The organism is Sphingomonas sp. SAFR-052, assembly GCF_051965015.1.
Taxonomy (GTDB): Bacteria; Pseudomonadota; Alphaproteobacteria; order Sphingomonadales; family Sphingomonadaceae; genus Sphingomonas.
The window spans coordinates 1-12843 of record NZ_JBQCMO010000006.1; the positions used below are offsets into that span (position 1 = coordinate 1).

Here is a 12843-nt window from a genome sequence, read left to right on the forward strand (position 1 = left end):
ACATCCGCGAAGGAGCAGATCATGAGGTAGCAGAAAAAGGCGGGATATCCCTCACACCAAGGGGCAGCAGCTAGAGACTTTAACCGGGTGGTCTGGACATACGTCACCGCCACCCGGCCGAAGAGCTCTTCGACCGTCATTAGTCTTTCGACCGACTTCCAATTGTCAGGGTTTCCACGCCCCGGCTCGGAAACTTGTCCCGTGCACCCTCGAACATAGCCCGACACTCAAGGGTTGGCGACGGTTTTTTTCCGATCCTTCACCCTTACGTATGATTGATCAATATGAGCGTCGGTATCTAAACTGCCAATCGCGAGGCGACAGCACCGTGTTTGTTCGCATTCGACCAACGGACCAAGGGTTTGAGCATAGCGCCTGTTCGCCCCTGACAGCGTGGGCAAGCCGCAGTCGGATAGCCGACCGATTTTACTGCAGGTTGCTTGTGAATCGGAATGGCCAGCCCGCGGCGAGGAGTGTGCCGGGGGAGTACAGCATGCGTAGGCGCATCACAGATGATCAGGCGTCGGTATTAGGTAGGAGCGTGGTGGGATAGTCGCCGCTCGACGGCGGTCGCGACGCTAATCCGGCTACCGGCCCAGCATATGGCACGCTATGAACGTCGCTTCCTCACCGAGGAAGTTCTGAAGCGCCGATACTGCCGCAATCGACCACCTATGCATCGCATCTACTTCCAGAATGTACGGGCCATCAAGGACCAGATGCCAACCGCCGTTGGTCACTTGGAGCCTGTTACGGCGGCGCAAGACGTAGAACAGACGGTCGCTCGGACGTCGCACGAGGAGCCAGCTGGTCGACATGCGTTTGCCACGGGCGTCCTTTGGAATGGCAAGCCGCGCACCCGTCGCCTGCATCCTGGCGATGGTCTCTACGGCATGGAGCGCATCGGCCACCCGTGCGTCGAACGCCACTGCTTCCTCGACAGTATCGAAGCACCACTCGGGTTCCCAAGCCTCGTGATTACCGGCTCGCATAGCGGTTACTCCAGTCGACGTACTGGAACTCGACCGCTGGGCGGAACGGCCCGATGAACTCCGGAATGTCGTTCATCCATTGCTCCTCAGTGCATCGATCGGCCACCGAGCGCCACCAAGCCGAGCGGACGGGATCCCAGCTATAGCCTCGAGCGTGCAGGCAGTGGCGAACGCCGGGACGCTCACGACTGACGCGCACGATCCATTCCTTCCGCTGCGCGTTCCGGAGCATTGCAGCCAGCAGGCTGGTATCGTCGGAAAGGCGACGACCCAAGGTCGCGATCACAGCATCCACGTCGCTGCAACGGTCGCCGACGTATTCGTAAATTCCGACAGTGCTGCACGCAGCAGCGTCGGTTGACCGACCAGGAAGCGACGCCACAGAGCGCAGGTCTTCGATGGAGCAGACCCATGGACGGGTCCGCGCTTCAGGCAGGAGTTGTTCGACCACCGGTCGGACGTGGGCCGCGCAGCGAGCTACGCAGAAGCTCCCCGAGCGGACGATCGCGCCGGCATCCGTCAGCTTGGGGTATTTGCATGCAATCTCGGAGTCGCGATTGCCGTAGAGGGCACCAACGCTGATGGACAGGGGGAGGCCTGGGGTAAGCACCCATCGACGTGCGTGCTCGCTTCCCAAGATTTCATATCTTTCATCGTATCGGAATCGTCGCACGGACAAGTCAGCCACGCTGTTTCGTCCCAACTCGTCCGCAACCAGGGTTACGTCCAGAACGACGCCGACTCCGGTCGATGACGCACCGTCTATCCTGGACATGCTGCTTGCGTGATGGAGGGAAGGGGGCTCCTTATCGTCGGTCGGACGCTTTGACGGCGGCACCTCGTCGGTGCCCGGCATGTTTCGCATGATGAATCCTCCGGTTGGCTCTTTTAAAGTATCCTTTTCGAAAAGGCGGAACCGTCAGGCGACGCTGTTCACGCGCGGCGCGTGACCGACGGGTTGCGCGACATTGTCTTCGTCGAGCGTATCACGAAGGTCGTCTACAAATTCGATCTCACCGTCGAGCATCCCGAGGCCGTGAAGGATCAGGGCGCGTTCGCAGTTATTTAGATCCATCACGGCATCCACAGAGCGTACGCCACCGAAGATTGCACGGGGAGCAAACATCCACGCCAGAGGGTCGTACTGCATAGCATCGCGCTGGAATCGCCCGCCGCATTCGACTGCCACCAAGACAATCCGGGCGAGCTGTCGCTGAGACAGGGTGACGATCTGATCGTCCACCGTGTCTGGCATCAAGGGATCAGGCACTACGTGGATTGCATCACTGAAGTTGTGCGGATCATGATCGAGGCCGATGTGCATGAGGTTCTCCTCTGCGGAAGGGTTGCACGCTTGAACCCGTCCCGGGAGGCACCGGGACACGGCAGAGATGGACACTAGTTCTTATATTTCAATAGAAATTGAAATAAATTGTGTCGTCATCGTACGGCGATCGTTCCAACCTCGCCAGCTACCGCGGAACCCCAAGGCGTTTTCGAAACGGAAACGGCGACACATGGGGGCAACTCGTGAGCTGACCTCATTGAATTACGGAAACGGTACCAGCACCCTGTTCTGACGTATGATCGACCTAGTTGGCGCGTCCATGGACAGGACGTCGGTGGAAAGCTGACGCGGCATCCCATTGGGACGAACGCACTCCGCTGCCCGTGAAAGCGCTCCTCGAAACCTTGTTGATTTCAGTAAATTTTGAATTATCTTTCATCTCATGGAGATGCAGAGGGCAACCGCGATCATGAGCGCTCTAGCGCAACCCACGCGCTACCGGTGCTACGCCCTTCTTGCGGTCGGCGGGCCTCTAACGGCAGGCGAGATCGCAGAGCGCCTTGACGTACCAGCTAATCTGCTTTCGAGCCATTTAAGCGTACTCGCGGCCGCAGGATTAATCACAGCCAACCGCCGCGGTCGATGCATATCCTATAAGGCGAACGCTGGCGCTCTACTCGGACTTATTGCACACCTTGCTACGATTTCGGGAGAAGATGCCAACAACCTTCCTCAGTTATAAACTGAGAAAGAAATGCATTCGAATATTCCGTTCATGTCGTGAGCGTAGTGAAATATTATCATGTATGTTCAAGTCAAGAAAGTTTATCGTAGTCCGATAGGCGTTCTGATCAGCGCATGTCGAACGAGCCCTTCGGAACGGTTGCGCAATGCTCAGGTGCTTTCATAACTTCGGTCCAGCGCCACCATCCATAGGAGCGCGTTGTCACTGCGATGCCGAGAAGGTCTTGCTATAGAATTGCCAAAGTGAACAACTGTCTAATTCCTTTCATAACAACTATGTGTTGAAAATCTGCATGAGCGATTGTTCGTAGTCCTATGCAGCGTAAGCTGAGTTTTCTTGGAAGAGGATCTGATCAGCAGTCACCGGACGTGACATCAGATAACCCTGCCCCTCGTCACACCCCCACTCAGCGAGCATGTCAAACGCCGCTTGCGTCTCTATGCCTTCCGCTACGACACGATAGCCCAAATCATGACCCATCGCGATCATGGCCTTGACCAGCAAACGGTCTTTCGGCGAGGTCGGCATGTCGCGGACAAAGGCTTGATCGATCTTGAGCACGGAAACTGGGAGCTGCTGCAAGTACGAGAGGTTGCTGTACCCTGTTCCGAAATCGTCGATCGCAATGGCTACGCCTTGCGATTGCAGCTGGCGCAACTGACCAAGCACTCGATCAGGATCGCGTGCGATGGCGCTTTCGGTAAATTCAAGTTCGAGATGCGTCGGGGCGATACCCGCCTGGTCCGCAGTTGCCAGCAGCCGATCGGCAAAGTCCTCTTCGTCGAGGTTCAGTGCTGAAGCGTTGATCGACACCGAGATTGGCATTCCGTAGGACATCCATTCGCGAGCCTGGGCAACTGCCGTCCGAACGACCCAATCCGTCATCGGTCTGCCGAGAGCCGTCTGCTCGACGAGCGGTACGAACTCGCCTGGTGATACTGCGCCGAGTCGTGGATGCGCCCAACGGATCAGTGCTTCCACTCCCAGGCGCCGACCGGATGCAAGTTCAAACCGAGGTTGGTAAACGAGGGAGAGCTGATCCGGCGCCGCTAGCGCAGCGTTGAAGTCGTTCAGCAATGCAAAGCGTCGGGCGTTGCGCTGGTCGCTCACCGGATTATACCGTGCCCGCCCGTGAGCCGTGCCTCTGGCATCGTCGGCTGCGTTGGATGCGCGCTCGAATGCCTTTCGTGGCAGTACGTCCCCAAGGACAAAATCGAAGATGCCGATAGATGGGTCTGGGCTGACCGGAACGCCGCCGCACCACATCGGGGCACGCAGCGCCGTTGCGACACGGTCGACCGTCGCTGCACCATCCAGCAGATCCCCTTCCAACAAAAGCACGCATCGCGTCCGTTCGGTATGGTAGATGGTGGCACTGTTGCCTGCTGCTCGCACGACGACCGACATAATCTGCCGCATCAGCGTACTGATACAGTCGCCGCCTAATACGCGTGTTGCATATTCCAGACGAGTTGGTGACAGTATCTCGATAGACAGAAGCGTGGCCGGAACGCCAGCTCGGCGGCGGTTAAGATCGTCGAGATCCTCGAAGAGCTGAAACTGATTGGCCTGGCCGGTTGCCGGATCGACCCGACCGACACGATTTTGAAGCTCGATCTGGCTCATTACCATGCCCGCAAGATCGAGAAGTACCTGCTCCTCACCTGGGCGCAATTCACGTGCCTTATCGTCCACCACGCACAACGTGCCAAGTCCATGGCCTTCGCACGTGAACAGTGGCGCGCCTGCGTAAAACCGGATGCCAGACTCGGCGAGGGGGGAGCCGATGAAACGTGGGTCGGCCGAAAGATCGGGGACTACAAAAACCCCGTCGCCTTCGATCGCGTAGGCGCATGGGGCCTGCTCACGGGGTATTTCAGTCAGATCAACCCCAACCTTACTTTTGAACCATTGTCGATCGCTGTCCGTCAGCGAGATGGTCGACACGGGCGCCGCCAGCAACTGACTGGCAAGGCGGGTTAGACGATCGAAGCTCTCGCTTGGCGGGCTGTCAAGCAATTGAAGATCACGCAACGCATTCAGTCTTGCCTCTTCGTTAACCAAATGATCTAGCAACCTTGCCATCAGCATAACCCCTAGGACCCTATCCTACCGTATGCCGACGGCCTTAACGGACGGTTTCAATGCAATCGAAATTCCCTCGGAGCAGTAACTAAGTCTTTGATCCAATGGTTTGACAGCGGGTTCCTTTCGTCGAAATGGTAGGAGGCTGCATTGGACAGGTACGTGACAGTAGCACCATGACCACGCGCGCCGTGCGAGCAACACTACAGCTTGTTGCAAGCTTGGCTCGCGACGCTGAGCCGGGGGCCAGGATCGACCCGAAGACGGTTGCGAAGTAGCGCAGGAAGGGAAGTACTGACGATTTGAAGACTCGGCTAAGGGCCCCCATTCTACGGCCCTGACGAAAGCCGAGAAGGCGGTGGTTGTGGCGTTCCGACAGCACGCACGAATGCCGCCCTACTACTGGCCCAACGAATTGCATGGTCCTGTCGACGTCTGGCGCCGCGGGGGTCGGCAGCCTGCGCTGCTGTGTGGACAGGCGGTGCTCTAGCGCCACAGCCAAGCCTCGATGTGCGCGGTTGCTTCGAACGGGCGGTAGAAGATATCGCCTTGCCGATCCCAGCCACGCGCCTAAAGATATTACCGCCACTGCGAAGGTAGAAGCCAGTACGCCGATAGCATGGTCTAAACGACGGCCTATCCCTTTTGGTCTTACGACTACGCCTATCCAGACAATTTCGAAGATGCCGTGCCTTTCAAGGCAATCGTCGTGAAAACCCACCCTTGTCACGCGTAACCGGCCAAAACCATGATTCTCAGCTACTCCAGGCAGTTGATGGCGCCCGAGCGAAATGTTACTCCGGCGTTAGAACTAAGGGAGTTGACGAAATGAGAAGAATGATGCTCGCTCCACTGGCAATATGGGCGCTCGGAGTTTCCGCTTCCGCGCAGCCGGTCAGTATGGTGGCAACATATTGCGTCGTTGAAGATTTTCCCGCCATCTACTTCTCTCCTGTCTTCGTCCATCCCTATGGTAAAGGTGGGGCGGCATCGGAAGAGTTTAGGAACTACGTAGCCGCACGCTACAAGCTAGTAAACGTCTGGGCCTACTGCGAAGGAACTAACTCAACTACGCCGGCGGGTTTGAAAATTGCCGGTCATGATCGGCTTGAACTAATGAAGTTCAAGCAGGCGAATACCAAGTACGGAAAACCTGTTGAGGTCGACTGGAAGCCGGGGAAGTGACGGCGTATGGGTGCGTAAGCTAGTTATCCGCAGAATTGTAACGCAGATTGCTGCATGTTAGGGCTTGTTTGCGGCCCTTTGGAGTGATCCGATTCGAGTGTTAGCCATCGGTGCTTTCGAAGGCGTCGGCAAGTAGCCTAAGCTGTTGTTTAGACGGACGGTATCGTAGTGGTTCCGCCACATATCGATAAGCACTCTAGATGGTGGATTCCTTGGTGTCATGGTGCCATCTCTTGAGGTGAATGAGCGGAAGCCTTATGGGAAAGGTACGCCACTGCTGCGCTACGACCACGCGCACCGTCCGGGCGGCAATACAGCTTGTCGCACGCTTCGTTCGCGATGCTGAGCCTTGAACTGGGGATTCATCCCAAGACAGCTGAGAAGTAGTGTACGAAGGTGACGGTCGAGGATCTGAATACCTGTCCGCAGGCCGTCGTTCTACGACCTTGGAAGAGCTGCCTGGACCGGCCTCTTCTGGAGCAGGCCAACGATAGTGCGCGAACGTCAAGCCAGCCGTTTGGAGAAAATAACCATACGAACAAGCTTTCTATTTTCGTTAGAAGCCTCCTGTAACCTTCGGGACTGCACGAAACCTCCTCTACCATGGTCCGTCACTGACATGATTGAACTGCTATCTATCAACCCCTCCCTCGATCGGACGCTGTTGGCGTCGCAGTTTGCGGCAACGCGACGGGTTCAGATTCGCAACGTGCTGACTGACGTTTCGGCACGTGCGCTTCATGCGGAAATTGTCGACAGGACCCCATGGGGTATCGCTTATGGCATAGGTAGCGATGATCCCGTCGGACTTAGCGCGGCTGAATTCAACTCCCTGAGTTCGGAAGAGCGGAGCGACATTCGCGTACGGATCGACAAGGCGATGCGCGCACGGCGGTATGGCTTTATGTATGCGCGCTATCCCATTCTCGATGCATATCTTAAACGCTGGGCACCGCATGGACCCCACGATATCCTACTCGAGCATATAAACGACGAACCGTTTCTCGATCTGGTACGCGGCGTTACCGGCATTCCCGAACTACGCAAAGCCGACGCGCAGGCGACCTTGTTCGCTCCCGGCCAGTTCCTCGCCGAACATAACGACAGCCATGTCGGCGAGGGGTGGCGCGTCGCCTATGTCCTGTCGCTGTGCGCGATCGAATGGAGACCGGACTGGGGCGGTTATCTTCAGTTCCTTGACGCCGATGGCGATATCGTCGCTGGCTACCGGCCACGCTTCAACGCGCTCAGCCTATTCGCAGTGCCCTGCGCTCATGCAGTAAGCTACGTCCCACCGTTCGCGCCGATCGAGCGCTATTCGATCACAGGCTGGTTTCGCGACCGATGAGTGTGGCTGCGCTATGGTCTGCTGCACTGGCGGCGGCCGCGCGCGATGACGATACGGATGCGACGCGGCTTTTTGCTGAAGCCCTAGCTGCGAGGCCTGACGACGCCGTACTTCTGAACAGCGCCGGCAATTTTCACGCTGGGGCGGGCCGCGCGACTGAGGCTCTAGTTCTGTTCGATCGAGCGCTGGATTGCGACCCAGAGATGCGAGAGGCGGCTATCAACCGCGCCGTCGTCCTGACCCGTCTGGACCGTGCCGGCGAAGCTGCGGACGATCTAATGGTTCGGCAGACTACGCTGGCGGCGGCGCCGCGCTATTGGACGACCCGTGCCGCCGCCGAGTATGCTGACGGTCGACATCGGGACGCCGCTTTCAGCTACGCGGAGCAGATCCGCCGCGACCCCGGCAACCTTCGTGCGCTGCACGGTCGTGCACGTACTGCGCTGGACTGCGGCGACGACCGTGCAGTCGAATGGTACGACGCTGCTTTGGCCATCACGCCAGGCGATCCGTGGCTGCTGCACGGATTGTCACAGGCGTTGGAGGCGGCGGGCGACCGGTCTGGGGCACTTGACCTATCCGAAAAGCTGGCAGCCGGGCTTCCCCAATGGATCGACGCGCTCGAACTCCATGCGAGGCTTCGCTGGGCGGCAGGTGACCGGGCGGACTTCTGCGACCATTATGCCGCCGCCCTGTCGCATCATTCCGATGGTGCAGCGGAGCGGTCCTGGGCGGCGATGCTGGCCGGCGTCGATCGGCACGCCGCTGCGGCCGACATACTCGCGCATAGCCGTGCAAGGATCGGTCCGCGGGACCGGCTGCTGCTTGATGAGGCGGTGTATCGCGGTGAGGCCGGCGACGACGACGGAGCGGATGCAATCTTCGCCGGTGTGCCTCTAGCCACGGTCGAATGGCAGATCGCCGCCGCGCGACAGGCGTTGCGCGCGGCTCGGCCGCATACGGCTGAAACCCTGCTAGCCGAAGCAATTGCCGCCCGTCCCGACGACGTAATGGCATGGAGCCTGCGGGGTCTCGCGTGGAGGGTGATGGACGATCCCCGCCACGACTGGCTGCACGGCGAGTCTGCTTTCGTGCAGGAGGTGTCGCTGGATCTGTCGGAGCGGCTACTGTCGTCCGCGGTTGCCACACTGGATGCTCTGCACGACCGCGCGGCTATGCCGATCGGTCAGTCGGTCAAGCTCGGAAGTCAGACGCGTGGCGCGCTCTTCCAGCGCGACGAGCCAACGATCCTGGCGATCGCGGAGGCGGTCGCGGGCGCTATCGCCAGATACCGCCGTATGTTGCCGGTGGCCGATCCGACGCATCCTCTCCTGCGCTGGAAAGACGCACCATGGAGGATTGCAGGAAGTTGGTCCATTCGCCTGAATGGGGCAGGACGCCACGCACCGCACGTCCACCCGGAAGGGCTGTTGTCGTCCGCCGCCTACTTCATGTTGCCGTTAGACGATCCTGGCCTGCTCGAACTAGGGCGACCGCCTGCAAATCTCCGGCTCGACCTGCCGCCGCTGCGCACGATCGTGCCCTGCGTGGGGTCCTGCGTCCTGTTCCCGAGCACGTTGTTTCATGCCACCCGCCCGATCGCGGCCGGCAGGCGGATGACCATTGCCTTCGACGTCGCTTCTCGTTGACCGCCAACGGACACCCGCGTTGCCGCGGATGCCCGATGTTACCAAATCATGCGGTGGGATTAGAACTGAAGCCGTGCGCCGACAAAGAAGTCACGTCCCAGAACGTCGTACGTGCCTGGGAACGTGTTCGCCTGTTCCTGCAACGATCCAAGAACCTCGGGCTTCTCGTTGGTTAGATTGTTGACACCAATATTGATCTGCAACCGCTCGGTCGCGTCGAACGCGGCCGAAAGGTCAAAATAGTTCGCGGCGCCGATCCGGGCGTTCGGGAATAGCGCCGGATCCTGCGGCGTCCGCACTAGGCCGACGAAGGTATTGTCGAGGCGACGGTCCTTGACGGGGCCCAGATAGCGCCAGCGTAGCGACAGCAACATGGGGCCATCGGAAACGCTGAGGCGGGTGTTGTGGCGCCATTCCGGCATCGGGTTGATGGACGGCACCGTTGGGACTGAGCCTTCGCCGATCGTTTCGCGCTCAGGAATAGCCGCGACCGACGTGCTACGGAACTTGTCAAGCCAGGTTCCGAGGAACGAGAAGCTGATGTTCGAACGATCGCCTCCGGTAATCGAAAAATCGACCGGCAACGAATAGTCGGCAGCTATGTCGATCCCCGAGGTCTTAAGGGTTGCTATGTTTGCCGACAGCACGTTCGGATTACGACCTCCCGACGTTTCCCCTATCGCGCCGGTGGTCGCGTTGCGCACGCCTTGAAAGATCGAGCAAATCGGGTTGCTCAGGTTCTGCGCGACAGTAAAGCACAGTGATAGAGCATCGTTCAGACCTCCGCCGAACGTTGCGATCGTGTCCTCGACCTTGATATTGAAATAGTCGATCGTGACGTTCAATCGGGGGACGAAGCTCGGTCGGAATACGACACCGGCGGTGTAGGTGTCCGAGGTTTCTTCCGAAAGGTTGGGGTCGCCGCCGAAATTGGCCTGAATCTGAGCGTTCGGCTGTACCGCACGGGTGAAGACGTTGGCGGCGGGCACGCCGTTGGCAACGCAGAGCTGACGAATTGCTTCGGTCCGGTTGCCAGCCGCTCCACGGTCCGAACAAGGGTCCTGAGCTGCAGGGAAGCCGGTCGAGTTGCCACCGAACAGGTCCTGTACGTTCGGCGCACGTACCGCCCGTGCATATTGTCCACGTAGCGTGACATCGCGGATCGGAGACAGCTGCGCACCGGCGGCATAGGTCCACACGCCACCGATGGCCTCGAGCGAATAGTCGGAATAGCGGGCGTTGCCGTTCAGTTCGAGCTTATGGACGATGTTTTCGCTCAGAAGCGGTACTCGTAGCTCGCCGAACACTTCACGGACGTCATACTCGCCACTTGTCGGCTGCCCGGCGTTGAAGCCTGCGACATCGCCCGATGCAAGGAACGTGTCGGGACGATAGCTGGCCGACATTCCGCGATATTCTACGCCAGCCGCGAAGGCTACCGGATCGACGTTGCTGCCTACCGTGAACAGGTCGCCCGTTATCGACCCGACGAAGTTGCGGACGTCCGAGCGCTCGAGATTGGTCGAATTGATCGTTACGTAGCGGATGGCCGCCGGATCGGCGAGACCAAGCCCGAAGACGTTGAGCGGCAGACACCCGGCGGTCCGTGCCGTGGCGCTGCGGCATCGTAGAGCGCCGTTGACGATTTCGGTCTCGGTTGCGGAGGCGAACCGGCTCCGAGAGATATTGCCCTGTTGATATTGCTGGTTTTCGGTCCGAGCATACATGTAATACACGTCGAAACGCAGATTCTGCGTGATATCGCCTCGGACGCCTCCTAACAGGCGAAACGCGGTGCGGCTTGCGTCGACATTGCGTGGACCGGACTGGTTGAAACGGAAATTGACGTTGGTGCTGACATAGCCGTCACCATCGGTGTCGAGCGGACGCAGCAGACCACGCGTCTGTTCGTTGAACCAGGGGCTGGCGATTTGAAGGTTTAGCGCCTGACCGATCGGCGTCGGGGCCAATTCCTGAGGCACCGAATTCTTGACGAAGCTTACTTCGGTATATCCGGTTACGTTGTCGGCGATCTCATAGCTGCCGTAGCCGCCGAGCAGGTAGCGTTCCTGCGGTAGCATAAGATAGTTGTCGGGCGCGAAGTTGTAGAGATCGGCTGGGTCGTTGAACGGCCGCGTGCCGCCATCGGTTGCGTTGAAGACGTAACCGAGCGATGCCCCGCCCGTGGTAATGCCCGGCAAGGTTGCGACCGGGGTCGAGGCGGACCCCTGTGGCACCAGACCAACTTCGCCGCCACGCGAGACGCAAGTCCCAAGAGCCCCGCCGAGGTTGGTACCAATGCCAGTAGAGGAATTGGTCGAGCCGGGCACGATGCAGCCATCGCCAGCTGCGTTGCGCGAGAAGGCTCGCGCGTCCTGGAAGATCGGTTCGCGACGGGTGTAGTTTGCATAGACGGTAACCGATCCGCGTCCGTCGGCGAACTTGGATCCAACCGCAAAATTGACGTCGTAGCGAGCGCCGTCGCCTTGCTCCGTCAACGCATACTGACCACCGATGATGGCGCCGTCCAGATCCTGCCGTAGATTGAAGTTTACGACGCCCGCAATTGCATCCGACCCATAGGTTGCGGACTGGCCGCCGGTCAGCACCTCCACGTTCTGAAGCATGAATTGCGGTATCGTATTTAGATCGACGATCTGATTGGTATCATATGACATCCAGCGGCGACCGTTGACCAGCACCAGAGTACGCGTAGCGCCTAGGTTGCGTAGATTGAGTGTCGCGGCACCTGTGCCAGGGTTGTTCGAGAAGCCGGTAGTACCCGGAACGGCCTGCGGCAGCGTATTGATGACCTGTTCGACGTTGATCGCACCGGTAAGCTGGAACTCTTCCGAGGACACGACCGCAATCGGGCTGGGCGCGGTGAGGTCGCGTCGTTGGATCCGCGATCCGGTGACGACGATAGTCCCATCGCTACCGCCATCGGCGCTAACCCCGTCTTGTATTCCCGTACCAGTTGTGGGTTCAGCAACCTGCGCAAGTGCAGGCGAGGCCAGCCCGATTGTAGTACCTACGAGAACGCTCGTCGTCAGCAATCGCGAACGGAATGCCACCATGTTTCATGCTCCCTGGTAGTTAGTATCAGGCAACGTGCGTCACCGGAAACCGAAGCGGGGTTCCGGTTTAAACGCGTCCCACCGGTACTAAATCAAGAGCTTGGCAAACCCGCAATATCTCGTACGGCAGACAGCCAACAAAGAAGTCGTTGCGTGTTAAATTAGTTACACACGTAATCGATCTTTTGCCTGCAGACACAATATGTTACAATACGTCGATATTTCAAACAGTTGGAACGGTTGAGTTCTGCCGCGGCAACCGTTCTTGGCGCGGGGGACATGCAAAGAGAATTTCGTGGGCTTGAAGCGAAAGTTCTCATATCAATGCACGAACGCAAAACCTGTGCCTATGTAGGCTACATAAGTACAAAATCGATCTAATTTGTACTTACGGATTGCATTTAAAATCTGACGCAGGTCCTGTGCCTCTTTGAAACCGGCCTTGCTTAGTCACAGTAATATCATAGGTAATTA

Annotated in this window: 9 protein-coding genes; 4 read left to right on the forward strand and 5 right to left on the reverse strand. The window is 58.6% G+C overall.

Features of this window, described 5'->3' with window-relative positions:
- Positions 1-587 precede the first annotated feature (587 nt).
- From ACTHQV_RS11525 to ACTHQV_RS11535, 3 genes are read right to left on the reverse strand one after another with little or no spacing between them, the layout of a single operon-like run.
- On the reverse strand, positions 588-929 hold the full coding sequence (locus ACTHQV_RS11525; protein WP_440490417.1) for a hypothetical protein: 342 nt from the start codon (positions 927-929) through the stop codon (positions 588-590).
- Positions 930-978: 49 nt separating this feature from the next.
- Entirely contained in the window at positions 979-1857 is an 879-nt protein-coding gene (locus ACTHQV_RS11530; RefSeq protein WP_440490419.1) for a hypothetical protein, read from the reverse strand.
- A gap of 54 nt (positions 1858-1911) precedes the next feature.
- Positions 1912-2316 carry a hypothetical protein gene (locus ACTHQV_RS11535; RefSeq protein WP_440490420.1) on the reverse strand — a complete coding sequence of 135 codons (405 nt, stop codon included), beginning with the start codon at positions 2314-2316 and terminating at the stop codon, positions 1912-1914.
- A 433-nt stretch (positions 2317-2749) separates the two neighbouring features.
- Here ACTHQV_RS11535 and ACTHQV_RS11540 point away from each other — a divergent pair, with 433 nt between their 5' ends.
- On the forward strand, positions 2750-3022 hold the full coding sequence (locus ACTHQV_RS11540; protein ID WP_440490776.1) for an ArsR/SmtB family transcription factor: 273 nt from the start codon (positions 2750-2752) through the stop codon (positions 3020-3022).
- A gap of 315 nt (positions 3023-3337) precedes the next feature.
- On the opposite strand, the gene ACTHQV_RS11545 is transcribed toward ACTHQV_RS11540, so the two are convergent.
- Positions 3338-5110, reverse strand: a complete 1773-nt coding sequence (locus ACTHQV_RS11545; protein WP_440490422.1) for a sensor domain-containing phosphodiesterase — start codon at positions 5108-5110, stop codon at positions 3338-3340.
- 837 nt (positions 5111-5947) lie between these two features.
- Here ACTHQV_RS11545 and ACTHQV_RS11550 point away from each other — a divergent pair.
- From ACTHQV_RS11550 to ACTHQV_RS11560, 3 genes are all read left to right on the forward strand, one after another.
- The gene (locus ACTHQV_RS11550; protein ID WP_440490424.1) at positions 5948-6295 is read left to right on the forward strand and encodes a hypothetical protein; all 348 of its coding nucleotides are present in this window, start codon (positions 5948-5950) and stop codon (positions 6293-6295) included.
- Positions 6296-6914: 619 nt separating this feature from the next.
- The gene (locus ACTHQV_RS11555) at positions 6915-7643 is read left to right on the forward strand and encodes a 2OG-Fe(II) oxygenase (protein WP_440490425.1); all 729 of its coding nucleotides are present in this window, start codon (positions 6915-6917) and stop codon (positions 7641-7643) included.
- Positions 7640-9292: a putative 2OG-Fe(II) oxygenase gene (locus tag ACTHQV_RS11560; RefSeq protein WP_440490427.1), complete on the forward strand. Its 1653-nt coding sequence runs from the start codon at positions 7640-7642 to the stop codon at positions 9290-9292. The genes ACTHQV_RS11555 and ACTHQV_RS11560 overlap by 4 nt, the downstream gene beginning before the upstream one ends.
- 59 nt (positions 9293-9351) lie before the next feature.
- Here ACTHQV_RS11560 and ACTHQV_RS11565 read toward each other — a convergent pair whose 3' ends face one another.
- Complete coding sequence (locus ACTHQV_RS11565) at positions 9352-12369, reverse strand: TonB-dependent receptor domain-containing protein (protein WP_440490428.1); 3018 nt, start codon at positions 12367-12369, stop codon at positions 9352-9354.
- Positions 12370-12843 lie beyond the last annotated feature (474 nt).